The organism is Levilactobacillus suantsaiihabitans (assembly GCF_004745505.1).
Lineage (GTDB): Bacteria > Bacillota > Bacilli > Lactobacillales > Lactobacillaceae > Levilactobacillus > Levilactobacillus suantsaiihabitans.
On sequence record NZ_RKLX01000021.1, the window covers coordinates 13,059 to 39,310 of the forward strand.

At 51.7% G+C, this 26,252-nt stretch carries 21 protein-coding genes; 4 read left to right on the plus strand and 17 right to left on the minus strand.

The annotated features are described in order from the left end of the window. Nucleotides 1-14: 14 nt before the first annotated feature. From EGT51_RS10550 to pdhA, 9 genes are all read right to left on the minus strand, one after another. Nucleotides 15-1,169 carry an FtsW/RodA/SpoVE family cell cycle protein gene (locus tag EGT51_RS10550; protein WP_135368668.1) on the minus strand — a complete coding sequence of 385 codons (1,155 nt, stop codon included), beginning with the start codon at nt 1,167-1,169 and terminating at the stop codon, nt 15-17. A 208-nt stretch (nt 1,170-1,377) separates the two neighbouring features. Beyond that, nucleotides 1,378-3,222: a translational GTPase TypA gene (typA, locus tag EGT51_RS10555; protein ID WP_135368669.1), complete on the minus strand. Its 1,845-nt coding sequence runs from the start codon at nt 3,220-3,222 to the stop codon at nt 1,378-1,380. Nucleotides 3,223-3,358: 136 nt separating this feature from the next. After that, nucleotides 3,359-4,150 (minus strand): inositol monophosphatase family protein, encoded by a 792-nt coding sequence (locus EGT51_RS10560; protein WP_135368670.1) that lies wholly within the window; start codon nt 4,148-4,150, stop codon nt 3,359-3,361. Continuing rightward, nucleotides 4,147-4,443: a UPF0223 family protein gene (locus EGT51_RS10565; RefSeq protein ID WP_135368671.1), complete on the minus strand. Its 297-nt coding sequence runs from the start codon at nt 4,441-4,443 to the stop codon at nt 4,147-4,149. Before EGT51_RS10565 ends, EGT51_RS10560 begins: the two co-directional genes overlap by 4 nt. Next, nucleotides 4,443-5,342, minus strand: a complete 900-nt coding sequence (locus EGT51_RS10570) for a lactate dehydrogenase (RefSeq protein ID WP_225428720.1) — start codon at nt 5,340-5,342, stop codon at nt 4,443-4,445. Before EGT51_RS10570 ends, EGT51_RS10565 begins: the two co-directional genes overlap by 1 nt. An 877-nt stretch (nt 5,343-6,219) precedes the next feature. Continuing rightward, the gene (gene lpdA, locus EGT51_RS10575) at nt 6,220-7,647 is read right to left on the minus strand and encodes a dihydrolipoyl dehydrogenase (RefSeq protein WP_135368673.1); all 1,428 of its coding nucleotides are present in this window, start codon (nt 7,645-7,647) and stop codon (nt 6,220-6,222) included. A 7-nt stretch (nt 7,648-7,654) separates the two neighbouring features. Next, nucleotides 7,655-8,974 (minus strand): dihydrolipoamide acetyltransferase family protein, encoded by a 1,320-nt coding sequence (locus tag EGT51_RS10580; RefSeq protein WP_135368674.1) that lies wholly within the window; start codon nt 8,972-8,974, stop codon nt 7,655-7,657. Nucleotides 8,975-9,054: 80 nt separating this feature from the next. Continuing rightward, the gene (locus EGT51_RS10585) at nt 9,055-10,032 is read right to left on the minus strand and encodes an alpha-ketoacid dehydrogenase subunit beta (protein ID WP_135368675.1); all 978 of its coding nucleotides are present in this window, start codon (nt 10,030-10,032) and stop codon (nt 9,055-9,057) included. A 2-nt stretch (nt 10,033-10,034) separates the two neighbouring features. Continuing rightward, the gene (pdhA, locus tag EGT51_RS10590; protein WP_135368676.1) at nt 10,035-11,150 is read right to left on the minus strand and encodes a pyruvate dehydrogenase (acetyl-transferring) E1 component subunit alpha; all 1,116 of its coding nucleotides are present in this window, start codon (nt 11,148-11,150) and stop codon (nt 10,035-10,037) included. 281 nt (nt 11,151-11,431) lie between these two features. On the opposite strand from pdhA, the gene def reads away from it, so the two are divergent. Then, nucleotides 11,432-11,992 carry a peptide deformylase gene (def, locus tag EGT51_RS10595; RefSeq protein ID WP_135368677.1) on the plus strand — a complete coding sequence of 187 codons (561 nt, stop codon included), beginning with the start codon at nt 11,432-11,434 and terminating at the stop codon, nt 11,990-11,992. Between the two features lie 466 nt (nt 11,993-12,458). Here the strand turns inward: def and EGT51_RS10600 are convergent, their stop codons facing one another. Beyond that, the gene (locus EGT51_RS10600) at nt 12,459-12,962 is read right to left on the minus strand and encodes a hypothetical protein (protein WP_135368678.1); all 504 of its coding nucleotides are present in this window, start codon (nt 12,960-12,962) and stop codon (nt 12,459-12,461) included. Between the two features lie 201 nt (nt 12,963-13,163). Here EGT51_RS10600 and EGT51_RS10605 point away from each other — a divergent pair, with 201 nt between their 5' ends. The 3 genes from EGT51_RS10605 to EGT51_RS10615 all read left to right on the plus strand — a co-directional run bounded on the left by EGT51_RS10605 (nt 13,164) and on the right by EGT51_RS10615 (nt 16,553). Further along, a complete protein-coding gene (locus EGT51_RS10605) occupies nt 13,164-13,382 on the plus strand; it encodes a DNA-directed RNA polymerase subunit epsilon (RefSeq protein ID WP_135368679.1) in 219 nt (72 codons plus the stop codon). Continuing rightward, nucleotides 13,379-15,058 carry a ribonuclease J1 gene (rnjA, locus tag EGT51_RS10610; RefSeq protein WP_135368680.1) on the plus strand — a complete coding sequence of 560 codons (1,680 nt, stop codon included), beginning with the start codon at nt 13,379-13,381 and terminating at the stop codon, nt 15,056-15,058. Before EGT51_RS10605 ends, rnjA begins: the two co-directional genes overlap by 4 nt. 535 nt (nt 15,059-15,593) lie before the next feature. Further along, on the plus strand, nt 15,594-16,553 hold the full coding sequence (locus tag EGT51_RS10615; protein WP_135368681.1) for a diacylglycerol/lipid kinase family protein: 960 nt from the start codon (nt 15,594-15,596) through the stop codon (nt 16,551-16,553). A 68-nt stretch (nt 16,554-16,621) separates the two neighbouring features. On the opposite strand, the gene EGT51_RS10620 is transcribed toward EGT51_RS10615, so the two are convergent. The 7 genes from EGT51_RS10620 to rbsR all read right to left on the minus strand — a co-directional run bounded on the left by EGT51_RS10620 (nt 16,622) and on the right by rbsR (nt 25,922). Continuing rightward, the gene (locus tag EGT51_RS10620) at nt 16,622-16,828 is read right to left on the minus strand and encodes a hypothetical protein (RefSeq protein WP_135368682.1); all 207 of its coding nucleotides are present in this window, start codon (nt 16,826-16,828) and stop codon (nt 16,622-16,624) included. Nucleotides 16,829-16,988: 160 nt separating this feature from the next. Then, nucleotides 16,989-18,575, minus strand: coding sequence for a LysM peptidoglycan-binding domain-containing protein (locus EGT51_RS10625; RefSeq protein ID WP_167850196.1), 1,587 nt, complete (start codon nt 18,573-18,575; stop codon nt 16,989-16,991). A gap of 493 nt (nt 18,576-19,068) precedes the next feature. Then, complete coding sequence (locus EGT51_RS10630) at nt 19,069-20,097, minus strand: DUF1002 domain-containing protein (RefSeq protein WP_135368683.1); 1,029 nt, start codon at nt 20,095-20,097, stop codon at nt 19,069-19,071. Nucleotides 20,098-20,211: 114 nt separating this feature from the next. Further along, complete coding sequence (locus EGT51_RS10635; RefSeq protein WP_135368684.1) at nt 20,212-21,105, minus strand: C40 family peptidase; 894 nt, start codon at nt 21,103-21,105, stop codon at nt 20,212-20,214. Nucleotides 21,106-21,529: 424 nt separating this feature from the next. Further along, on the minus strand, nt 21,530-23,548 hold the full coding sequence (gene tkt / locus EGT51_RS10640; protein WP_135368685.1) for a transketolase: 2,019 nt from the start codon (nt 23,546-23,548) through the stop codon (nt 21,530-21,532). Nucleotides 23,549-23,861: 313 nt separating this feature from the next. Then, complete coding sequence (gene rbsK, locus EGT51_RS10645; RefSeq protein ID WP_135368686.1) at nt 23,862-24,782, minus strand: ribokinase; 921 nt, start codon at nt 24,780-24,782, stop codon at nt 23,862-23,864. Nucleotides 24,783-24,914: 132 nt separating this feature from the next. Then, nucleotides 24,915-25,922 (minus strand): ribose utilization transcriptional repressor RbsR, encoded by a 1,008-nt coding sequence (gene rbsR / locus EGT51_RS10650; protein ID WP_135368687.1) that lies wholly within the window; start codon nt 25,920-25,922, stop codon nt 24,915-24,917. Between the last annotated feature and the right edge of the window lie 330 nt (nt 25,923-26,252).

Consider the following 26,252-nt stretch of genomic DNA (forward strand, 5'->3'; position numbering starts at 1 on the left):
CTAACCTCCTCTAATTAATGTGTCATCCGGTAGCGTTTCTGCCGGGCACTGATATTCATCACCACACCGAGGACTAACGCTAACGTCCAGGTACTGGACCCCCCGTAACTGATGAAGGGAAAGGTGACCCCGGTGATGGGAAGAAAGCCCAGTACCCCACCCAGGTTAAACGCCGTCTGCACGGCCAAATAGGTCGCCGCCCCGTAGCAGACCAACGACTGGTAGGTCGAGTTGGTCCGCACACCCACCAGCACGGTCCGCAAAATGATCAAGAATAACAGGGCAATGACGCCTAGAGCCGTGATGAGCCCCAACTCCTCGGTCAAAATGGCCATGATAAAGTCGGTGTTGGGTTCTGGCAAATACCCGGTCTTTTGGATACTGTTACCCCAGCCGACGCCGAACAGGCCACCGTTACTGATGGCATAATAAGAATTGACCAATTGTTGGCCAACGCCCTGCGCGTGCTTAAAGGGATTCAAGAAAGCCACGATTCGTTGTAACTGATAGGAGTGCTGTCCCACCGACAGCCCGGATATCCAAGCCAAAAGTGGAATCACCACACCGAAGCCGCCAACGACGGCCCCTGTAAAAATCACCTTCGCCAGCCGCGAACTGAACCCACTGCTCAGAAACAGCACGAACATGATGGCAGCGTTGATGGCCATCCCACCTAAATCGGGTTGCGCAAAGATCAATCCTAAAATCAACAGGCAAACCAACAACGGCTGCCGCATGGTCGACCACCAGGTGTAGGTCTGCAGGTCATCTTGTCGCTGAGCAATCGCATTGGCCAGCCAGATAATGATGTAAAATTTCACAAATTCGGCCGGCTGAATGTTGATTGGCCCCAGATGAATCCACCCGGCGGCCCCGTTAACGGTTTGCCCGATCACCAGCAAAAACGCCAATGCGCCATAGGCCACGTACCCGGCCAACCGCAGTAAATTGCGGTTGCGCAGCTTATTAATATTCATGGCCACCATGAAGGTCAAAATCACCAGCCCCATGATGACATAAACGGTCTGTTTGAGTAAATAGCTACCCGGACTCCCGCCATTTTGTGAGCCGATATCCGCACTGGCCGAATAGACCATGACGATACCGAAGACGCTCAAGATGAGATACGGGACCAGTAACCAATAATCTAAATATTTTAACTTTCGCATACGATGAAATCGCTCCAAGCCTACCGTCAATTAACGGTAATCGAATGGTCTTATTATACTACACCAGGGATTCCATTGGGAACCGTTAATCCACCTGTGCCGTTATTAACGGAATCTTAACCCACCACCCTGCGCCACCACGCAAAAAAACGGTAAGGCCCATGAGTTTCCCCACTGGTCTTACCGTTAAAGTTTTGATTAAATTTAATTACTTCCGTGCAGCGGTCTTCCGCTTCTTGGCAGCCTTTTCCCGTTCGCTGGTGTTCAGGATTTGCTTCCGCAGACGCACGTGTTCTGGGGTGATTTCACAGTATTCATCATCATTGATGAACTCCAGTGATTCTTCCAGAGACATCTTCAATGGCGTCTTAACCTTGGCAATATCTTCTGAACCGGCGGCCCGGACGTTGGTTTGGTTCCGACCACGGGTGATATTGACGGAGATGTCGTTGTCACGGCTGTTTTGGCCAACGATCATCCCTTCGTAAACTTCAGTCCCGGCTTCGGTAAAGATCGTACCCCGGTCTTGAATGGCCATGATGGCATAAGTCGTAACCTTACCAGAGTTGATGGAAACCAAAGTCCCGTTGTGACGACCTGGGTTCCAGTTCTTGATAACTGGCAGGTACTTGGAGAACGTGTGGTTCATGATCCCGTACCCACGAGTCAAGGACAAGAATTCAGTCGAGTAACCGATCAACCCACGAGATGGGGCTAAGAAAGTCAGACGCGTTTGGCCGTTACCAACGGCTTCCATGTTCTTCATTTCACCCTTCCGTTGGGAAAGCGTGTCAATGATTGAACCGGTGTATTCGTCTGGCGTATCGATTTGAACGGATTCAAATGGTTCGCAACGTTGGTTATCAATTGTTCTGTAAATAACTTCTGGACGAGAAGCTTGCAGTTCGTAGCCTTCACGACGCATCGTTTCAATCAGGATGGACAAGTGCAGTTCACCACGACCGGAAACAATCCAAGCACCCGGGTTATCGGTGTCGTCAACCCGTAAGGAAACGTCGGTGTGCAATTCACGCTTCAAGCGTTCTTCGATTTGACGAGACGTCACAAACTTCCCTTCGCGACCAGCAAATGGTGAGTCGTTGGTCCGGAAAGTCATTTGCAGCGTTGGTTCGTCGATCCGTAAGACGGGAAGTGGTTCCAACGTGTCAGGGGCCACAACAGTTTCCCCAACGTTGATTTCATCCATCCCGGAAACGGCAATCAAGTCACCGGCCTTAGCTTCGTTGATTTCCAACCGCTTCAACCCAAAGTACCCAAATAACTTGGTTACCCGGAAGTTTTGCTTGGAACCGTCAAGCTTCATAACCGTAACGCTGTCGCCGACCTTGATCTTACCCCGGAAAATCCGGCCAATCCCAATCCGACCAACGAAATCGTTGTAATCGAGCATGGCAACTTGGAACTGTAAGGGTTCGTCACTGTTGTCAATTGGGGCTGGGATGTGCTTGATGATCGTATCAAACACTGGCTTCATGGTGTGTTCTTGAGAGGAGATTTCTGGCTCGTAGCTAGAAGTCCCGTTCATTGCTGAGGCGTAAACCACTGGGAAGTCCAATTGGTCTTCGTCGGCACCTAATTCGATGAAGAGGTCTAAGACTTCATCAACGACTTCGGAAGGACGGGCGCCTTCACGGTCAACCTTGTTGATGACCACGATGGGCGTCAAGTGTTGATCGAGGGCCTTCTTCAAAACGAAACGGGTTTGTGGCATCGTACCTTCGTAGGCATCGACAACCAGCAAAACGCCGTCAACCATGCGCATGATCCGTTCCACTTCACCACCAAAGTCGGCGTGTCCTGGGGTATCCAAGATGTTGATTTGCTTGTCGCCGTAACGAACGGCAGTGTTCTTGGACAGGATCGTAATGCCCCGTTCCTTTTCGATAGCGTTAGTATCCATGGCACGGTCTTCAATAGAAGTGTGTGCGTCTAACGTGTCGGATTGTTTCATCATTTCATTAACCAGGGTCGTCTTCCCGTGGTCAACGTGGGCAATGATGGCAATGTTGCGGATATCATCTCTGATTTTCAAGTGTATTTCTTCCTTTCGTGCTTGGTGAATTAGATGGATCACGGCATGCTTACGTCTGTAAGTACGCTTATTGTAGCGTCAATAGCTGGTAAAGTCCATCCGTATCGGCCAGCCGCATAAAAAAACTGTGACAGGGTCACAGTGAGACGTCATCTTCTTCGATTTGGAGAATATCACGTTGCGCTTTTTTCGTCGCTACTAGTACAAGGTTAGATGATAACATATCGAGTGGTTGGCCGTCAATAGTTGAGACTTGAACCCCGAGCGTATTCATCAAGACTTGACCAGCCGCAATATCCCAAGGCTTCAGATGAGAAATGTAACCGAGCGTCTCGCCCTTCATAATATTGATCATTTCAATGCCGGCACTGCCGGAAATCCGCATGCCTGCACTATCATGCACAATCTTTTGCATGTGCGCGACATCGTGAATAACCAGCGGCCCACTGGCGCCAATCAAGCCATCGGCCAAGGCAATGTCGGCCGGTGCACTGACCGGACGCTCATTGGCCCAGACGCCGCCCAGCTGCGGCCCTCCGTGGTACAGGACGTTGTTCATGACATCAAAGATGTAGCCCAACTGCCCCACGCCGTCTTGGTAAATGCCAATCATGATGGCGAAGTTGTCCTGTTGTTTCACAAAGTTCATGGTACCGTCAATCGGGTCCACGATCCACACCCGACCCTGCAAGCTGGTCAGGTGATCGCCAAACCCTTCCTCACCTAAAACTTGCGCTGTCGGGTCTAGTCGGCGAATCCCCGCGATCAAAAATTGTTCATTGGCTTTATCCACGTTGGTGACTAAATCCTTGCGATTCGTCTTTTCGGCGACCGTCAATGGATTGCGCATTTTTTGCAAAACATTTTGCCGGGCCTCCTTGAGTAACGCAATGACGTCCGTGTTTAGTTGCTGCCAGTCTTGACTCATGACTTTGCCTGTCCTTTCATCTTGATTTGCCCGCTTTCACTGCGAGCACGTTTCATCGTCCGGTAAATACTGTAGCCCGCCGCTGCTTCAAATTCCTTATCCAGTTGCTTTTCTTCAAACTTCTGGGGCACGACCGCTTGAAAATCCCGGTAGGCCGCAATCAACGCCGTGCTGGCCACACCTTGGGGCAATTCATACGCGTCTTCCACCCGCTGATAAAGCGTGGTCACGGCGACAATATCGGCCGTTGACCAGTCCGGTTGTAAGGGGTAAGCATAATTCTTCGGTTGCATTAGGCACGTCCTTCCGTTTGCTGGCCTTCAATGGCCGCAATCTGTTCTCGTAAAGTCGTCACGGTGGCGGTGTACGCCTGCTGTTCATCTTCGGATAGCACCAAATTCGTCAGGTGCTTGACCCCACTGGCATTCACCAGCACGGGTGATGCGGCAGCAAATACGGGCGTCTCCGCCTGTAAATTGGTCACTGGCGCAATCAGGGGTTGTTCAGCCAACACTGCCCGCAGCAGCTGAATCAGCGCCATTGAGCGTAACATGCGTTGGTCTTCTTGGGCCTCCCGTTGCAGCCAGCTGCCCATCTTGCCCAAATCATCCGCGCTGAACTGAGCATCTTCATTGGCCAAATACATCAAAATCGGTGCCGGGCCCACGTAGGTCCGACTCCACGCAACGATAGGATCAGCGGCCGTCCCAACCACGGCCGCCTGGACCGCCGCTGCCCCCACGCCCAAGCGCTCCGCAAGCCGGTACGTCAATAGGCGTGTCAGCGGAAAGGTCCCCAGTCCCCAGATTTGACTCTGGTTGAAGCCCGAGAATTTCCAGGCAAAATAGGTCAATAATTCGTCGTGGTCACCGGCAAAGACCAACTGGCCCTTGAACCCATTTTCCACGATGCGCTTGATAAATAACCGCAGCTCAGCGACTTCCATGGCTGGCGCCGTCGTCGCGGTGGCTCGGTCTAAAATGACCAGCCAATCTGCCTGGCCATAATCAGCGGCCGTCCCCACCCGCAAGGTCAATTGCGGGCACAAGGCGCTAGCAACCACCAACGCCTGGTAGCGCGGCGTATCATCAGTGACATTGGGCATCACGACACAGTCCAATGGCAAATCCGCCACCAACAGCTGACGAATCAGCCGGCTGGCCTGGTCAAAGTTTCCCTGCACGATCAACATCGGTTTCACGCGTGACCGCCTCCTTCACGAACAGTGATTTGACTCTTTGTCTCGTCAGTCATAATTCCATTATAAGTGAACGTCACGGGATAGCAAGTTGCAGCCTCGATTTTTTACGAACCGCCCCATTAGCAACCGCTTGCGCTCACGGGCAAAACAAACGAGCCTGGGGGCAAATTCTCCCAGGCCCGTTCGCGTCACCATGACATAACTGAAACGTGCGCTAAAAATAGTCGTTTACAGCCACACAATACGAACTGGCCGCCTACCGTTCGCTAAATATGGGTTGGAACGCTGGGGCGGACGGGCCGAGCCAAAGAACGGTCTCGACACCTCGCTTTGAGCCGAAGTTCGCGTCTCAAAGACGCCAGTTCCCTAAGCGCCATGAACCGTGTCGCTAAGGGAACTCCCACGGCTGAACCCATATTTAGCGAACTCTCGGCTACGGTAGTGCGTGTTAGTAACAGTTGCCTTAACCCCAGATAGCATCTGCATTGACGACTAGTCTTTGATTACCACAGTGTTACTGATAACCTCCACCTTGCCGGAGGCAGTCAGGGTGGAGCCAGCTGTTTCGGCGGTGTTGGCTGAGAGCTTTTCTCAGCCTACAGCGCGGGACGACTTGAGAGACTGGCGGGTTTTTCCAGGCTTTCAAGCGAGGCGGAAAACCGCCCTTCAGGCTGGAGACGTTCCTCAGAGCAGGTCCCACCCTAGCCTGACGCAGGCGCCTGGTTTCACCAATTTTAGGTGTCGGAACACCGTCGTTACAGCAATCAGCGCGTTAATTTTGGGTCAACCTTCAGTTAGCTCACTCTCAAAACAAAAAAGGGCCGCCATCGCTGGCAGTCCTTTTTGTTTTTCACAATCACAAGTGACTTTAGATATGAGTTGGGAAGCCCAGCGCGATATCGGCAGTTTCTTGGATTGGTTCGTTCAATGTTGGGTGTGGGTGAATGGTCAACGCAACGTCTTCAACGTTCAAGCCGTCGTTAACGATGATTGATAATTCACCAGCCATGGTGCTGGCTTCAGGACCAACCGCTTCGGCACCCACGATGTTCTTGTTGTCGTCATCCGTGTAGATGAACCGAACAAAGCCATCAGGAGCGTCCAATGAAACGGCCCGAGCATTCCCAGCAAATGGGAACTTCGCGGTCTTGACCTTGATCCCCTTGTCCTTAGCTGCAGCTTCGTTGTAACCAACAGTTGCAATTTCAGGATCGGAGAAGCAGACAGCAGGCACACTGAGCCAGTCGTTAGCCGTCTTCTTACCGGAGATGGCACCAGCAGCAGTCTTGGCTTCGGCAAAGGCCTTGTGAGCCAATGCAGCACCAGGAACAGCGTCACCGACAGCCCAGATGTGTTCTGAGGCAGTCCGGCCTTGGTTATCGACTTCGATTTGACCATGGTCGTTCAACTTAACCTTGGTGTATTCCAAGCCTAAGTCATCGGTGTTTGGCTTACGGCCAACGGTGACCATGCAGTAGTCAGCCTTGATCGTAGATTCCTTGCCGTCGACAGCGTAGGTCACACTGACACTGTTGTCGTCTTGCTTGGAACTCTTAGCCATCGCGTTGGTGATGACGTCAACGCCCTTCTTCTTCAACTTCTTAAGCACAACGGAAACCATGTCCTTAGTGAAGTTAGGCAGAATTGAGTTCGTGCCTTCGAGGATCGTTACGTGAGCACCTAAGCTAGCGTAAGCACCAGCCAATTCGGTACCAACGTACCCACCACCGATAACAACGAATTCCTTAGGGATTTCAGGCAAGTTCAAGCCACCAGTAGAATCGACGACCCGACCTTCAAACTTGAAGCCAGGGATTTCGATTGGGTGAGAACCGGATGCAATAATAATGTTATTGAATTCGAAGGTCTGACCCGTATCAGTGGACATGAATTGCTTTTCGCCCGTAGGCATTACCCGTAATTGGGTGTCACTCAGGAAGACAGCTTCCCCGTTAACAACGTCAACGTGGTGCTTCTTCATCAGCATCTTAACGCCGCTGGTCATCCGATCAACGACCTTCTTTTGCTTCCAGTCCTGAGTCTTAGCGAAATCAATCTTAGCTGATTCCGTAGAAATCCCGTAGGTGGAACCATCTTTAGCTTGTTCCAAACGGTGACCCGCTTGAATCAAGGCCTTAGAAGGTACACAACCAACGTTTAAGCAGACACCACCAAGGGTATCGGACTTTTCAACTAAAGTGACCTTTTGGCCTAATTCAGAAGCCCGAATAGCGGCAACATAACCGCCGGGTCCGGCACCAATGATGACGGTGTCCTTTTTTTCAACATCTGCCATATTATTCCTACCCTTCCATTAACAACATTGCAGGATCATGTAACAATGCCTTCATGTCGTTCAAAATATTTTGAGCTAAGGCACCATCAATCAGACGGTGATCGTAACTCAGAGAAAGCTTCAACATGCGGCCAACAACGATGTCGCCATCTTCGTTAACTACAGGGGCCTTTTCAATCCGACCAACACCTAAAATCGCAACTTCAGGTTGGTTGATAACTGGTGTGAACCAGCCACCACCGATTGAGCCGACGTTAGAAATCGTGATGGAACCACCGGCCATGGAAGCTGGGCTTAACTTGTTGTCGTAAGCAGCTTGCGTGTTTTCAGTGATTTCCTTGGCAATTTCGAACATACCCTTGGAATCGGCAGCCTTGATGTTTGGTACGTAAAGACCATCATCAGTGTTGGTAGCGATACCAATGTTGTAGTAGTGCTTGTAGACGATTTCCTGAGTCGTGTCATCGATTGATGCATTCAATTCAGGGTACTTCTTCATAACGGCAACCAAGGCCTTAACAATGTAAGGTAAGAAGGTCAAGTGAATGTCTCTGTCAGCAGCGGCTTGCTTGTACTTCTTGCGGTTAGCCATCAAAGCAGATACTTCAACTTCGTCAAATGACGTTACGTGAGGCGCAATGTCCTTGGAAGTCCGCATGCTCTTGGCAATGATCTTCCGCATTGGTGACATTGGTTCACGAGTTTCCAGATCTGGGTTGTCAGCGTTCCAAGGCTTGATAGCTTGACCAGCAACGGCCTTGCCACCGGCTTCGGCAGCTGGAGCAGCAGCGGCTGCAGGTGCAGCGGCGCCATTGAAGTTGTCGATGTCAGCCTTCAACACTTGTCCGTGGTTCCCGGTTGGGGCAACCTGGGTAATGTCAACGCCCTTGTCACGTGCGTATTGACGAACAGATGGCATTGCCATAACTAACTTGTTTGGATCTGAAGCAGCAGGCACACCGGTAGGAGCGGCAGCTGGAGCAGCAGGTGCTGCTGGAGCTGGGGCAGCTTCTGGTTCTGGCGCAGCTTCTTCAGCTGGAGCGTCGTCTGCAGAGTCGCTAGCTTTGCTCAAGTCAGCAGGGGTATCTGAACCATCGTCAATAACGATCAGTGGATCGCCAATTTCAACAGTGTCCCCTTCTTGTGCAACAATTTGTGATACAGTACCAGCAACGGGTGATGGTAATTCCGAAACAGACTTATCGTTTTGGATTTCGACTAACGTGTCGTCTTCCTTAACTGCGTCTCCTTCTTTAACAAGCCATGAAGAAATTTCGCCTTCGGCCATTCCTTCACCAAGCTCTGGGAGTTTGAACGTATAAGCCATGGGAAAACTTCCTTTCTTTCATCTAATGCAGGATGTCTCCCACATCGTTAATTTTATCGTTTAATGTTTAGATGTTAATTTTAGTAGTTGAAGATTTCGCGAGCCTTAGCTTCGATATCATCGGAGTTAGGGATCCAGTCATTTTCAGCTTGGGCAAATGGGTAAACGCTATCTGGAGCAGCTACCCGGCCAATTGGGGCATCCAATGACATGATCTTGTCTTCAGCAATGTCTGATGCAACCACGGCGCCGACACCGGCCATCCGTTGTGCTTCTTGAATGACAACAACCTTGTGGGTCTTGTCAATGGAAGCGTAGATCGTATCAGTGTCAATTGGTGACAAGGAACGCAGGTCAATGACTTCAGCAGAGATGTTGTCCTTAGCTAAAGCATCGGCAGCGGTCAAGGCTTCGTTGACTTCAGCACTGTAGGCCACGAGGGTAATATCAGTACCTTCGCGAACAACCTTAGCAGAGTCCAACGGAACAGTGTACTTGTCATCTGGAACTTCATCCTTCATTGAACGGTAAAGTTTCAAGTTTTCCATGAACAGAACTGGATCGTCGCTTTCGATAGCGGAGATGACTAAGCCCTTAGCATCGTATGGGTTTGATGCGGTAACAACCCGCAGACCTGGGGTGCTAACAAAGTAGTTTTCCAAGTTATCGGCGTGCATTTCAGCGGTGTGAGTCCCACCACCAAATGGCGTACGGATAGTAACAGGGAAGTTCTTTTGGCCACCGAACCGGTAGTGGTCACGAGCCAATTGGCCAACAATCCCATCCATTGCTTCGAACGTGAAGCCCATGAATTGGATTTCAGGAATTGGCCGCCAGCCAGTTAAGGATAAACCAATAGCTAAACCTAAGATACCGGATTCAGCAAGTGGGGTATCGAAGACCCGGTCTTCGCCGTACTTGTCTTGTAAGTCAACAGTAGTCCGGAACACACCACCGTTTTTACCAACATCTTCACCGAAGATCAATGTCTTAGGATCATCCGCTAAGACTTGATCCAGACCAGAAGTGATCGCTTTGATATAAGTCATTTTAGCCATGATTACTTCGACTCCTTTGCTTCGAATTCTGCAATTTGTTTCTTAACGGCTGGAGTAGGAACATTGTAAGTCCACTTCAAGAAGTCAGAAACCTTTTGTGCAGGTGCTGCTTCAGCTTCCTTCATAGCATCCTTGAATTCGTCTTTGTATTGTTCAACTAACTTGTCTTCTTGATCTTGTGACCAAACGCCCTTGTCAGTTAAGACCTTCCGCATACGAATCAATGGATCTGCATCGAACCAAGGCTTTTCTTCTTCCTTAGTCCGGTAACGAGAAGGATCATCACCAGCAGAGGAGTGAGCACCATAACGGTAAGTTAACGTTTCAATAACAACTGGACCATTACCAGCAACGGCAAAGTCACGGGCTGCCTTAGCAACTTCGTGAACGGCCACGATATCCATCCCATCAACTTGGACGGAAGGAACACCCATGGCAACGGCCTTTTGTGCTAACGTTTCGGCACCGGTTTGCTTCTTCCGTGGAACGGAAATAGCCCAACCGTTGTTTTGAACGAAGAATACGGCAGGTGCTTGGTAAGCACTGGTGAAGTTGATCCCTTCGTACCAGTCACCTTGTGAAGTACCACCATCACCGGTGTAAACAAAGGCTACGCGGTCTTTGTCGCCGTTCTTCTTGATACCCAAAGCAACACCAGCAGTTTCGGCGTATTGGGCACCAATGATAATTTGTGGGAATAACATGTTAGGGTTTTCATATTGGTTACCCTGAACATGACCCTTGGACCATAAGAAACCTTTTGCAACGGTAGTACCGTGTTGAATCATTTGTGGTAAATCACGGTATGCAGGTAACAGGAAGTCTTGTTCCTTAAATGCGGTAACACTTCCCATTTCACTGGCTTCCTCACCGGCAGTTGGAGCATAGAAACCGAGGCGACCCTGACGGGAGAAGTTCATTGTTTGTTCGTGTAAGGTACGCTCCCAAACCATTTTCTTCATGAAGTCAACAAGTTGGTCATCTGAATATTTTGCCAACGTGTCTGGATCAACAACCTTGCCATCTCCATTGATGACTTGAACCGGGTGCTTATACGGATCAGCCATCGTAGCTTTGATTTTGGCAAAGTCTACAATCTGTTTGCTTCCATTAGCCATAAGTAACACTTTCCTTTCACTTGATATGAAATTGTTAACTAAAAGTGAGTTAACGTTGCGTTTCCTGACTACGTTTAAAATGTACCATTTTTTCAGAAGTCATGCAAGCCCTTTCATTGTGACAAATAAAGGGATCCGGCCAAATCCCTACTCGCAGTTGTGATTATCTGTTTTCGGTTTTTTTTGAAAATAGAAACCGTTTTCTTTTCATTTCATTTCTTTTCGGGGGTATGTTACAATGGAAAATAACTAGATTTAAATTTAAGCGGAGGTAATTGCTCGTGTTTCTCATGAAAGATATTGTCCGTGACGGTGACCCCGTCTTACGCCAAGAGGCCGCGGACGTCACGTTCCCCCTCTCAGCGGAGGATCAACAACTCGCCAAGGACTTAATGGAATATTTAGTGGTTTCGCAAGATCCAGAACAATGTAAGAAGTATGGTTTGCGCGCCGGCGTCGGTTTGGCTGCCCCTCAAGTAGGTGTTTCCAAGAAGATGGCGTCCGTTTTGGTTCCAGCCCCAGAAGAAGGCGGCAAGTCCCCCTTCACCGATGTCATCATCAATCCGGTCATCGTTTCCGAATCCGTCCAAATGGGCGCTTTGACCGAGGGTGAAGGTTGCTTGTCCGTTGATCGCGACGTCCCCGGCTTCGTGCCCCGTCACGACCGCATCACCCTGCGTTACTACGACGTTAATGGAGAAAAGCATCAGGTTCGCCTGAAGAATTACCCCGCTATCGTCTGCCAACACGAAATCGACCACATGCACCGGACGCTGTTCTACGACCACATCAACAAGGACGAACCGTTCGCCCGCGACGATGACATGGTCATGATTGAGTAGTACCCGTTTCAGCAGTCGTTATTAACATTGGCTTTGTGAGCTTGGACAATTTGTCCAGGCTCTTTTTCTTTGGCCACTAAATTCAGCATAGTGGTTGCTGGCCGCCTTACCGTTCGCTAGAGATGAGTTGGAATGCTGAGGGCAGACAGGTCGAGCCGAAGAACCCGTCTCAAATTAGAAAAAAACGATGGTCGTATCTCCCCTTGTGCTGTCACCCCGCCTAGTCTCAACCAATTTTGTCGCCCCATTGGGTTCACCATATCGTCACTACCACGACCAACATCCCCCGCTGGCACAGCGCATGATTCAGGCCATCTCGTCTTCGCTCACTAACTGACCGTTACTAAAAAGGCGCTTTCACCCCGCTGATACGGGTCAAAAGCGCCTTACTACCGCGTTTATCGACGATTCAGGCTTCCCCAATAAACGCGTTTCTTCCATTATATTGTGATTATTTTAACAATCTTTAGAGATCACGGACGGCCGGATCGTTTAATTTCTTTAAATCTTTCAAGTACTCGACGGTCGACTCGTTCATCAGGTATGCCACGTCGACGTGGAGTTGGCCCTCGTACAGCCAAATATCACTGACCACAAAGGCCGGCCCGGCGACGACTGCCTTGATGTCGTGGTCAGCACTAAAGCTGGCCAAAGCTTCATTAAAGGCCGTTTCTAATTGCGGCAACCGTCGTTTTGCGTCCATGCCAATCGGCATCGCGTACTCAAAGGCCATGACGCCACGCCCCCAGACGTCCGCCACCGTGACGGCCGACGTAATGTGGCATTCTTCTTCCGTCAACACATCATCATTGACCAGTCGTTGCAAGGCCGCCTTGACCGCGACATCCGTTTCATCTTGGGCATTTCGCCGGACCATCCGCGTCGCTCGTTGGACGATCATGCGGTGAATCATGATATAAATAACCAAGGCAATGATGATCCCAATCACGATTTCTACTATTAGTGCCATGGCGTCTCCTCCGTTCACTTCACGTTAGCTTAATCATAGCATGTTTTCCCGTCCAGTGGTAATTCTATACAATCGGCTGAAACTATGCTAAAATTGTGCTAATTGTTGTGTAAGCAACCCGCAGTTCGGCAGGACATAAATAATCTATCGTTCGCTCACGAATCGGTAAATTAAATCGTTTAAATTGAAGGAGTTTTGTCTGTGATTTACAAAGTATATTACCAAGAAGATAAGAAGCGGAATCCTAAGCGCGAGGATACGCACTCTCTGTACCTGGAGGCCCCAACCGAGGTTGAAGCCCGGGCACAAGTGGAAGCCCACACGGACCACAATATCGAATTCATCGAAGCTATTGAAGGCAACACCTTAGCTTACGAACAACAGAATCCGAATTACAAATTAACGGAGTTCACTGAATGAACAAGTTAAACGTCAAAAATAACGAGACCGCTATCTTTGGCGTGGGTGGACTTGGTGAAATCGGAAAAAACACCTATGGGATCCAATTTCAAGATGAAATCATCTTAATTGATGCCGGGATTAAATTTCCAGAGGACGAACTGTTAGGAATTGACTATGTCATCCCCGACTACCAGTACCTCGTTGAAAACCAAGCCAAAATCAAGGCGCTAGTGATCACCCACGGCCACGAAGACCATATTGGCGGGATTCCTTATTTACTCAAAGCGCTCAACGTCCCCGTTTACGCGGGGCCATTAGCCTTAGCATTGATCAAAAACAAGCTTGAAGAACACGGATTACTTAAATCGACTGAACTACACACAATTGACGATGACACTGTGCTCAAATTTCGGAAGATGAGCGTTTCTTTCTTCCGGACGACCCACTCCATTCCTGACACGTTGGGAATCGCCGTTCACACACCAGTCGGCACCATTGTGGAAACGGGTGACTATAAGTTCGACTTAACACCCGTCACCAACCAGCCGCCTGATCTGCAAAAGATGGCCAAGCTGGGCGAAGAAGGCGTTTTGTGCTTGATGTCCGATAGTACGAACGCTGAACGCCCGATCTGGACGAAGTCAGAAAAATGGGTGGGCAAATCCATCCGCAAGATTTTTGACCAAGTCGAGGGCCGGGTCATCTTTGCGACCTTCGCTTCCAACATTTCCCGGATTGAGACCGCCTGCGAAACGGCATTGGCTCACGGCCGGAAGATCGCCGTCTTTGGCCGGTCGATGGAAGCCGCAATCGTCAACGGTCGTGAACTCGGGTACTTAAACATCCCTGACGACGCGCTCGTAGACGCCAACACCATTCGCTCCATGCCGGCCAACAAGGTCATGATCCTCTGTACCGGCTCGCAAGGCGAACCCATGGCGGCCCTTTCCCGGATCGCCAATGGGACCCACCGCCAGATTGCGATTCAACCTGGCGACACCGTGGTCTTCTCCAGTAACCCAATTCCTGGGAACACAATTTCCGTGAACCGGGTGATTAACGAACTGGAAGAAGCCGGCGCTAACGTCATTCACGGTAAGGTCAATAACATTCACACTTCCGGTCACGGTGGCCAAGAAGAACAGAAGCTGATGCTTCGGCTGATGAAGCCCAAGTTCTTCATGCCGATTCACGGGGAGTACCGGATGTTAAAGATCCACACCGAGTTGGCGGAACAATGTGGGGTCCCACTCGACCACAGCTTTATCCTGCAAAATGGTGACGTGTTAGCGTTGACTCAGGATTCAGCGCGAGTCGCGGGCCACTTCACTGCCGGTGACGTCTACATCGACGGCTCTGGTATCGGTGATATTGGCAACGTCGTGTTACGCGACCGTCAGTTACTTTCTGAAGAAGGCCTAGTGGTCGTGGTGGCCACCATCGATCTGAAGAACCAAGAAATCAAGGCTGGTCCTGACCTGCTCTCCCGTGGATTCGTCTACATGCGCGAATCCGGTGAGCTGCTCAATGAAGGCCGCCGGCGCGTCTTCCAAACGATTCGCCGGGCAATGCGCAATCCTAAGGCCACTGAGGCTTCGATTCGCAACGCCGTCATTGATGACTTGCAAAACTTCTTGTTCGAGAAGACCGAGCGTCACCCAATGATCCTGCCAATGTTCATCATGACAAAGTAATCGCTTAAAGGTCTGAGACAACTGTCTCGGGCCTTTTTTTAGGCATTAACTGAAAGTTGAACCTAAAATTAACGCGTTGATTGCCGTAACGACGGTGTTCCGACACCTAAAATTGGTGAAACCAGGCGCCTGTTGGCACATGTTTCGACCATGAGGCCATTTTGAGACGTGCTCCTCGGCTCAAAGCGAGGTGTCGAGACCGCCCCTTTGGCTTCGGCCCGTATAGTCGTGACCACGCTCTAGCTAGCACCATCCTGGGCGTGGCGTTGTATCATGTGCCAGATGACAGTCCACGGGCTGGTAAATGATAATGACGCCCGGCCGCGAAGCACGTCCTTTGGTTGGAACCATTCCCCAGAACCGGTAGAACCCTCGTCAGCCATAAACAGCTGATCTCTACCCACCCACAAAGTTTCCGGATGAAGCCGTTGACCGGCCAATTTGTTACAACTATGGAAAGACTGCGATAATCACTAGGCACCCCGGACGTTTTCGTTTATAATGAAATGGACTAAAAATTGAGAGGAGCAGTACGGTGAGTGTCCAGTTCTATATCATCCTAAATGAACATGCGGGAAGCGGTCACGCCGGTACGCTTTGGCCTCAGATCAAAGAACGCTTAGATGCGACTCAGGTCTCCTACCAATTAGCAATCTCGGCCTACCCCCACCACACAGTTCTTCTAAGCGAGCAATTCGCGAAACAGCTCCCTGATGAACCCCACCAAGATTGGGTCGTTTTGGCCATCGGTGGTGATGGGACTCTCCATGAGGCCATCAACGGTTTAACGAAACACCATCGGGATTATCCGATTCCCGTCAGCTACCTCCCGATCGGTTCTGGCAATGACTTTGCTCGCGGCGCCGGCCTGTCTTTGAAATGGGAAGACGCCTTTGACCAAATCATTCACTGCACCCACGCCACGACTTATGACGTGGGCACCTATAATGAAACCATCAAGCAGGAGCGCGGCGTCTTCACCAACAATTTGGGGATTGGCTTCGACGCCGCCATCATTGCGCAAGCCAATCAGTCGAAGGCGAAGGTTTGGCTCAACAAGCACCACTTGGGGTCACTTTCTTACCTGGCCTCAGCGTTAGATGTATATTACAACCAAACGGGATTCACCCTCACGGTCCACGTTGGCAATCGACGGGATATCTATCCACACGCCTTCTTGGTAACTACAACTAACCATCCCTACTTCGGTGGCGGGGTCGGTATCGCGCCGGGCGCCACGATCACCGATCACCAGTTGCATCTCGTGGTGATTGAAAAGCCCAACTTTTTCAAGTTACTCTGGTTAGCGCTACGGCTGGTCTTTAAAAAGCACTTAACGTCTAAAGCCGTGCACTACTATCAGACAGATAAGGTCCACCTCACCGTCCCGGCCATTGAATATGGGCAACTCGACGGCGAAGAAATGGGTGGGCGCTTCTTTGACGTCTACGTGGGTGTCACCCAATACCCGTTCTGGTTCGATTTAACGATTTAAGCCAGGCGCTAACAAAAGAGGCTTCAACCGACAAACTGGTTGAAGCCTCTTTTTTAGTTTGGTTTAGATTAATCCTCGGAGGCCGCCATGGCTTCCAAGATCATGTCCAGCTGAGCGCACTTATTGGTCAAGTCGTTCATCTCATCGCCGTACCGCGGTTCAATTCGCACCGTTTCCGAACTTGAATGAACATTTTCTGACTCCTGACGTTTTAACGTGGCTAATTGGGAATTAGCGCGACGATATTCCTCCAGAATTTCAATTCGATTACTCATCTTTCTCACGTCCTTAACCTAGTTTTATTTATGATTAGCTCATGTCTCTAAATGACAAAAAGAATCATAACACTTAGGCGCGGATTTGTTAACGAAAATCTAAACTTTTTTCAGCGATTTTTTAAAAGTGGCTAAAACAGGCGGTCGGCCTGAAAACGCTCTACTTCAACGTTCCGGCAAAGGAAGGCATGAAGTACTTGCTGATCGACTGCACCTTGACGTTTTGTCCAGGTTCTGGAGCCGCTACGAATTGGTTATTCCCTAAGTAAATCGCGTCGTGGTAGGTTGCGCCCTTCGATCCCCAGAACAAAATATCGCCTGGCTTGGCAGAACCCACGGAATGCGTGGACACGTAAGCTTCTTGAGAAACCGTGTTGTGGGGCAAGCTGACGCCCAAGGCGTGTTGGTAAACATACGCAACCAACCCGGAGCAGTCCATCCCACTCAATGAGGAGCCACCCCAAACGTAAGGGATGTTGGCCGAGGCCAATTTCAGTGCTAATCCGGTGACTGACCCCGACGTTAACCCCGCCTTGCTGGTCGTCTTCTTGGTGCTGGTACTGGTAGCGACTGAACTAGCACTAGCCGCCGCACTACTGCTGGAAGTCGTGGTACCTTGCGCACTGGAAGCCGTTGGCGCCTGCCGAGCGACGGCCGAACGCGTGGTCGTCTTCAGACGCTTGGTCTTCTTGGTGGTCGTGGTGGCCGTGGCGTTTTGACTGCCCGTTTGCGTGGTCGTCTTCGCGGCTACCGACGTCGTTGATTGACTGGTAGCTGGTTGGCTTTGGCTAGTCTGGGCTTGACTGGACTGACTGCTTGTTTGACTCTGGCTCGTTACCGTCTTCGGAGCGGCCATGCGACTCCGCCGAGTAGGCGTCACGCTGCTAGTTGTGGCCTGGCTTTGGCTGGTAGCCGTCGAACTAGTCGAGGAAGTCGTCGTAGAAGCCGCTTGTGACGTTGCTGACGACGTTTGTGCCGGTTCACTGCTGGCAGATGTCGATGACGTGACCTTGGCCGCAGACGGCTGCTGAACGGCTTGTGCGACCTTGGCGTGTTTCATGGACTTGGTTGTTGACTGACTGGTTGCGCTAGATGACGTAGCCGCCGTCTTTTGGGCCTTGGTCGTCGCCGTTTGTGACTGACTCGTTGTCGGCGTTGACGAAGAAGAGGCTTGACTAGTGGTCGATTGTGACGTTACGGTCCGACTGCTGGTTGCGGCCTGCTGCTTTTGTTTGCTAGCAGCGGCTTGTTGGGCAGCCACAATCTGGGCTTGCACCGCGTTAGCCTTCTGCGTGGTTTGCCGCGTCGCACTGGTCTTAGGCGTGGTGCTAGTCGTGGCGGTCTTGGTTGCTGAAGTTTGTGGAATCGTCAACTTCTGACCGACACTTAACATGTCGCCCGTTAAGTGATTCGCCTTTTGTAATTGGGCAACAGACACGTGATACGTCTGGGCGAGATCCCACAGCGTATCGCCTGATTTAACCGTGTAACTCTTGTGCGTAGCCTTCGCCGACTTCACCTGCAGGCGTTGCCCCACGAAGATCAAATCGGTCTTGGCATCGATTGAATTCTGTTGTTCTAAGTCCTGAACGGAAACACCGAGTTTTTGTGAAAGATCCCACACGGTATCCCCTTGCTTTACCTGGATGCTGTCCGCATTTGCGGTAATCGTGGCCCCCGCCGCGAATGCCCCAATGGCACCGACGACGCCAACAACTGCTTTTGTTTTTCGTTGTCCTGTACTCATCTTCACCAACACGTCCTTTTATGACTTTAGATTTTCGAACAAATTTGAACATGGGTCGCTGAACCAAAAATTGAGTTCGTGCCCCAGTCGTTCATAGTCAATACGAATCACAAACTAATAGTACCACACGTTTTCCCAGTTCATTGTGAAATATTAAGGAATTATTTACGGATTTTCGCCGATAAACTGACGTTCCCCTTCGCCCTTTCTGAAAGGATTCGTCCCGCTGAAAGCGCTTAAAATCAGTAATTAGCGGTCATCGCTATCAAAACATTTGTTCTTTTTCATTCATCAACCGATTACGTGTCCGTGCCACGGATTTCCAAATTTGTGATATTTCACTGCCACTTGCAGAATACAAGTTAATATTGCTATCGCTTTCTGTATCCTACAACTGTTCTGCTAGCCGCCGAGCTTGTGAAATTTAAAATTGGACGCAAAAAAACGGGCAAAACCTGCCCGTTTATTCGTTAAGTCACTATTCTTACTGCCTCTAACCGAGTAATCCCTTGAACCAATTGACGATCTTTTGCCAAATTTGCACAATGAAGTTCTCGGCTTTTTGGGCATCGGCGCTGTTGGCGAAGTCCTTCACGCCAGCCATTTTATCACCGATACTATTGGCGAGGTTATTGGCCACATTGGTGACGTTGGAGATGTAATTCTTGCTGGTGGAGACCGGCGCTTGTTGCACCTTGCTCAGGGCAATCGCGATGTTGGTAATCTGCGTGGCGCTGGTTTGCCCGTCGATTCCCTGCTTGGCCAAGGCCTTTTTCAGCATCTCTTCAATGTCTGCCTTGGTGGCCAGGTCATCGCCGTTTTGCCGTTGCTTGGCCAGGTCTGAGGAAACAGAACCGACAGCTGACATCAACTTCCCAGGATACTTCTTATTGCTGCTGTTCGAGTCAATCGCCGGCTGGGTGGCATCCAAGACACCGTTGGCCGCCTGCGTGTTTTCTGAGTTCAACGTTAATCCATCTGACGCCAAAGCCTTGTAGACCCCGGTCAAAGCTGATTCACCGGAAACGGACTTGTCGGCCGTCACCGTGATGATCACGTCCTTGACCCCGGCCATCGTGGCCACCATGGCGTACTGCTGGGAGGTCACTTCGGTAATGTTATTACTGCCATTGTATTTGGCAATGTTGACCTTGACCCCGGTCCCTGGATCAGCTGGGGCCAACGCCACGGAACTGATCATGCTGGCATCAGTGGTCCCGGCTGAATTTAAATACTGCGCGTAGTCACTACCCGTTGCCGTTAAGGCCGTGTAGTTGGATTTAACACCCAAGGCCGTCGCCACGGCGTCTTTGTCCTCGCTGGCCAATCCAGCGCCGTAGACCACGTAGGCCTTGGACAGCGCCTTGGTCTGCACCGTACTGCCGCTGGTGGCGGAACTGCTGGTACTACTGGTATCAGTCGTGGCATCCGTGGTATCGGCATGAACCGTGAACGTTTGCCCACCAATGCCCACGGCTAAGGCCACAATGGCGAGACTTAAAATAACGCGTTTTATCTTCATGAGTAATCCCTCTCTTTTCATTTCGGGAGTCACTTCCCCTTGAAACAAGTATAGCAGGTCCCCACCAATTGCGTGAGTTCCTGCCATGAACTTAGAAAATTCTTCAATTTCGGTTTATTGCCAGAAACGCCGAGCCCCGGCATATTCGGGCGCTAATTCGCTGGTGGTGAGGGGCGCAATTTCAACGGTCTTGCCCGGCTTCGGTGCGTGCAACATGTGGCCATTACCGGCGTACATGCCGACGTGATGGGCTTGGCCCGTGCCATGGTCATGGGCGAAGAAGACCAGGTCACCAGCCACCAGTTCCTCTGGGGCGACAGGATAGCCGTTGGCGAATTGGTCCTGGGTATCCCGGGGAATCGTGTAGCCCAAGGCCCGGTGTAGCGCATAGATCAACCCGGAACAGTCAAAGCCCTGAGGCGTGATGCCCCCCCACAGATAAGGCGTATCGATGAACTGTTGGCCTAACATCAAGAGGCGGCGACCATCATCTGCGCCATTGACGCCCAACTTAGCTGCATCGGCCGCGATCCAGCCTTGGCCCAGTGGCGTCACGACTTGAATCCAGTCGGCATCCTGACCCGTCGTGGTTAAAATGGTGCCCAGCGGCAAGTCCAGCAACGGCTTGCGGTCAGCATCCAACAACGCCGTGACCGGGTGGACCAGCCGCACCGTCGTCGTTGGGTATTCGAGTTCCTCATCACTGGCGGTCAGTTGTGTCAATGGCAGCCAGCCCGGATAGCCGCGCCGTTCCTGACGCCCCGTCTGCCGCGTGACAAAGACGTGGGCCCATTCACCCTCGATTCGGTCTAAAATGACTCGGTCGTTGAATAACGCCTCGGTCACCGTTCGATTACGGTCGGCCAGCTGTTCCTTTTCTGCGGGCTTCAGGCTAGCTAACCACGCCGTCAGGTCCCCATTCTTCAAGTAAGGTCGATCTGTTTTTGTTACGGCCGTTGGTGCTGACCAGACAAGCGCCGTCGGTACCTTGATCCGTCGAATTTCCATTAAAAACCGCCTCCAGTATCTTTACCCCCAATATACCAATAATTCAACCAACTTACTAGATTATCCCGCCACCTTTCGGGATTTTTTTGCCGGTTTTCGGGATTTGGGGTTACTGCTGAAAGTTGACCACACCGTCGCCACCCGTTGCGCAAATACTAGGCTGGCAGTCTGCGGGGGGAAGGCACCCATTTACCCCCCAAAAGCCAAAACGGGCCTGGGACAAAACCTCCCAGGCCCGTTCGCGTCACCTTTACGTAGCTGAAACGTGCGCTTAAAGGCAGCCGGTTCCGCTTAAATCTGTTCACCAAACAATCCAGGATTATTCGGCTAGCAGCCTTAATGCTCGCCGGCTAATCAGCTTTTAGCTCACTCTCGTTTGGCGAACACCCTATTTTCCGATAACGTTCATTCCCCGAACGCTTGCTTAAAGTGCCAGGTAGGCTTCTACCACGCGTTCTGGCGTGAAGCCGGCCATGGCTGTGACGGCCTCGCCTGGGCCACTGGCACCGAATTGTTCTTGGGTCAACATGGTGCCGTCTAGGCCGGTGTATTGGCACCAGCCCAAGCCACTAGCCATTTCGACGGCGACCCGGCGGCGTAAGTGTGACGGTAAGATTCGTTCACGGTAATCCGCCGATTGGGCATTGAAGCGTTCAAAGCTTGGAATGGACACGACCCGCACGTCGTGACCCAATTCGCTTAATTTTTCCTGGGCTGCTAACGCCAGATTTACTTCAGACCCGGAGGCCATCAAAATACCTTCGGCTTGGTCGTGGGCATCGGCGACCACGTAACCGCCCCGCTTGACCCCAGCCTTGACTGCAGCGGGCTTAGGCAGTGTTGCCAAGCCTTGCCGGGACAAGACGATAGCCGTGGGATGGTCCGTCGCTTGCACCGCGGCTAACCAAGCGGCCGCGGTCTCATTGCCATCGGCTGGTCGGTAGACCGTTAACCCGGGGATCGCCCGCAAAGCGGCTAATTGTTCCACCGGTTCGTGTGTCGGCCCATCTTCCCCTACGGCTAGGGAATCATGGGTGAAGACGTAGGTCACGGGTAAATGCTGCAGTGCGGCCAAGCGAATGGCGGGCTTCATGTAGTCCGAGAAGACGAAGAAGGTCGACCCGTAGACTTGAGTACCGCCGTGCAAGGCGATGCCGTTCATGGCCGCGGCTTCCGCGAATTCCCGGACGCCAAACCATAAGTTCTTGCCTTGCGGATTGGTTGCGCTGAAACGGTTGCTATCGGCCACTGCCGTTTTATTCGAGCTAAACAGGTCCGCGGAACCTCCCCAGAGATTAGGCAAGGCGGCGCTCAACTTCTGTAAGACCTCGCTACCGCTGGCCCGCGACGCCAATTTATCCTTCTTGTAATAGGTCGGCAGCTGGTCGGCCAAATCGTCGGGAACGGTCTTGCTGACGCCTTGGGCAAAGCGGGCTGCCAATTCCGGTTGGACGTCGGAGTAGCGAGCCACCAAGTTCGACCATTCCTGATGACTGGCCCAACCCCGTGCCTTGATGGTGGTCATGAAGCGTTCGTGGACCGTTGCTGGGACCGTGAACGGATCACAGTGCCAGTTGTAGTTGGCCCGCGTCGTTGCCAGATCCGCTTCACTGAGCGGGGCACCGTGCACCTTGTTCGTGCCGGCGTTGGGGCTCCCGGCCCCGATCTGCGTCTTGACTTCGATCAACGTTGGCCCGCTTTGGGCATTTTTCGCCAGGCGAATGGCCCGGTCGATGGCGGCAAGGTCCTCACCGTCATCCACACGCAGGTAGTTCCAGCCGTAGCTCTCAAACCGTGCCGCCACATCATCACGGCAGGCGTTGCTGAGCGGGCCGTCTAGGGAAATATCATTGGAGTCATACAAGACGATCAGTTTGTGCAATTGTAATTGACCGGCCAAACTGGCAGCTTCGGCGGCGACCCCTTCCATCAGGTCCCCGTCCCCACACAACGCATAGGTGTAGTGATCGACCACGTTTAGGTCCGGCTGGTTGTATTCGGCCCGCAAATGACTTTCGGCCATTGCCATCCCAACGGCCATGCCAATGCCTTGGCCCAGTGGACCGGTCGTGGCATCGACCCCCGGCGTCACCCCAACTTCCGGATGGCCCGGCGTCTTGCTACCCAATTGGCGGAAATTCATCAGGTCATCGCGGCCCAACGCAAAACCACTCAGGTGCAACAGGCTGTAGAGCATGGCCGAGCCGTGGCCCGCGGACAACACGAAGCGATCCCGATTGAACCATTGCGGGAAGGACGGGTCGACCCGCAAATGCCGTGAGAACAGTACGTACGCCATGGGCGCTGCCCCCAGCGGCAACCCGGGGTGACCAGAGTGGGCCCGCGAAATCATGTCCATGCTGAGCATCCGCACGGCCGTGACCGCTTGGGTGTCCGTTTCGTCAAAATTCACTTGGTTAGTAACGACTTCTTCATTCAACATTTTTAAATAACCTCACTTAAATCGGCCGGACCAATCACAGCCTAGTTTTTGGTTGATGGCACAAATCCATTGATTTTACCGGTAAAAATCGATTTCGTTCATCGACTTTCATCACTATACCAATTTAAATTAATTTATGCAACCCCTCTCACAAAAGTTATTGTACCGGGGATTGTCTTTGAATAAAATCGAATATACCAAATAGACCGATTCAGCTATGTTGCAACCGGTTGTCCCAAAACGCAAAAAAAATCGCCAACTTTTCCGAAAATTTCGGTTAAGTTGGCGATTTTACCAATTGTTTTCTGTAAACTTATTTTTGGCTAGCGGCTTCGATCTGCGCAACGGTTGGAATCGAAGGCATAGCCCCTAAACCTTGGACCGTTAAGGAGCTGGCACGTTGGGCAAAGACCAGTGCAGTGGCCACGTTGCTGAGGTCGGGCTTCAATTGCGAACTGAGGGCGCCAATGAAGGTGTCCCCGGCCGCCGTCGTATCCACGGCCTTGACCTTGAAGGCTGGCACAAAGCCAGAGGCCTGTTCGGTCGCGTAGTAAGCACCCTTACTGCCGACGGTGATGATCAGGTTCTTCACGCCCATTTCGCGGAATTTCTTGGCATTGGCATCCATGGAGGCTTCGTCCGTGACTTCGATGCCAGTTAATTCGGCACTTTCCGTTTCGTTCGGCACCACGAGATCCGTGACCTTTAAGATCTCGGGATCGATGGTCGCAGCCGGCGCGGGGTTCAGAATCGTCGTCACACCATGTTGCTTGGCAATCTTGAAGGCTGCCAGTGTGGCCGCTTGGGGTGTTTCAAATTGGGTCACTAAGAAGTCAGCCTTGGCGATCTCGTCTTCGCGCGCTTCGACTTCAGCGGCCTTGATCTGTTGGTTGGACCCCCCGTAAACCAGGATACTGTTCTGACCCGCCTCGTCCAAAAGGATAAAGGCAGATCCGGTCCCAACCGTCTTGTCCGTAATGATGGCACTGGTATCGATACCATCGTTGTTCAAGGATTCGACCATGAACCGGCCCGCATCGTCGTTGCCGACCTTACCGATGAAGCTGGTTTCGGCACCGGCCCGAGCAGCGGCAACGGCTTGGTTAGCACCCTTCCCACCAGCGGCGCTACTCTTGTTTTCAGTTGACAACGTTTCCCCTGGCTGAGGCATCCGCGCCACGCGCAGCGTCGTATCAACGTTCAGACTTCCCAGAACTGTAACTTTGTTTGACATAATTAACCTTCACTCCTTAAACAGTGTCCGATTTGTAAAACGTTTTACTCCATGCTGACACGCCGGGGGTAAACGTTTAGATTACTCCTAGCGTATCATGTTTCGAAAAGGCTTACAAGAACTATTTAAAATTTATTTCAGTGGCGCCGTACTCTCACGCTCCTGCAAGTTGACCGGTAGATCGACCAGCTGGGCGGCCTGGCGTTGGTCCTTGATCCGGTTGATCAATAAGGCCGTGGCCTGTTGACCCATGGTCACGACCGGTTGATGGATGGTGGTCAACTTGGGCACCACGTATTCATCCAGGTCGATGTCATCGTAACCCAGCACCGAAATATCTGCGGGGACCCGAACGCCCTGTTCGTGCAGGCCGCGCATCAAGCCCAGGGCCGTTTCGTCGTTGATGGCAAAGACGGCCGTGGGGTGTTGCGCCATGACGGCGGCTGTGGCCTGATAGCCCCCCAGCTTGGTCATCGGCGAGTGAATCGTGGCCGTCTCGGGCAGGTCGATGTGGTGTTCGGCCAAGCGCCGTTTGAACCCGGCCACCCGGATGCGCAGGTTTTGCGTCGGCTTTTCTGGCATTAAGACGACAATCCGTTCGTGCCCTAACGACAAGAGATGATCCGCCGCCAACTCGCCCCCTTGGGTATCGTTGATCTGCACGCGGTCCAGGCTCGGTCCCCCGTTTTGATCGATCAACAGGTAGGGAATGCCGTTTTTCTTTAAAATATTATCAATGGCTTCCCCCGTAATGGAGGCACTGGCAATGATCAACCCGTCCACCGCCCGTTTGATCAGCTCCTCAACGTAATAGCTTTCGAGCTTCTCATCGTGGTTGGCACCAAAGATCAACGGGATAAAATGCTGTTCACGACTGGTCTCTTGGACGCCGCGAATAAACATGCTGAAAAAGGGATTACCCAGGTTCGGGACCAGGACCCCAATGGTTTGCGCCGATTTCATGATCAGGTTGCGGGCATTGAAATCGGGAACGTAGCCCATCTCTTCTTGCAACTGGTGCACGCGCCGCCGCGTATCCAGACTGAAGCGTTCACCCTTGCCATTTAAAATTTGCGAAACCGTCGTGACTGAAACACCCGCCGCCTCGGCCAGGTCTCGAATCGTTACTTTCCGTGTCATAGTAACCCCCACCGTCTAGATTGAACTGCAGTTTCTGAAACGCCCGCTCGCCACTTGCCCGAGCCAAACGCACATAGCGTAACCTAAGTCTTATTATACCCCATGGCTCCAGGTTTTTTGCGACAATTTTTATGAAAATTGACACCCCAGTCATTTTCACGAGCGAACAGCTTGGCGACTCGGAGTCAACCGCCAGAATCCTCGCCATTCGGCTCCTAGCGTCAAGATGAGTTGCTGACCACCGTTAGTGACCAACCTCCCGCCAGCAATCTCGCGTTTCTAAGCGACAAAAGAGGCATCAGACATTCGCAACGAACGCCTGGTACCTCT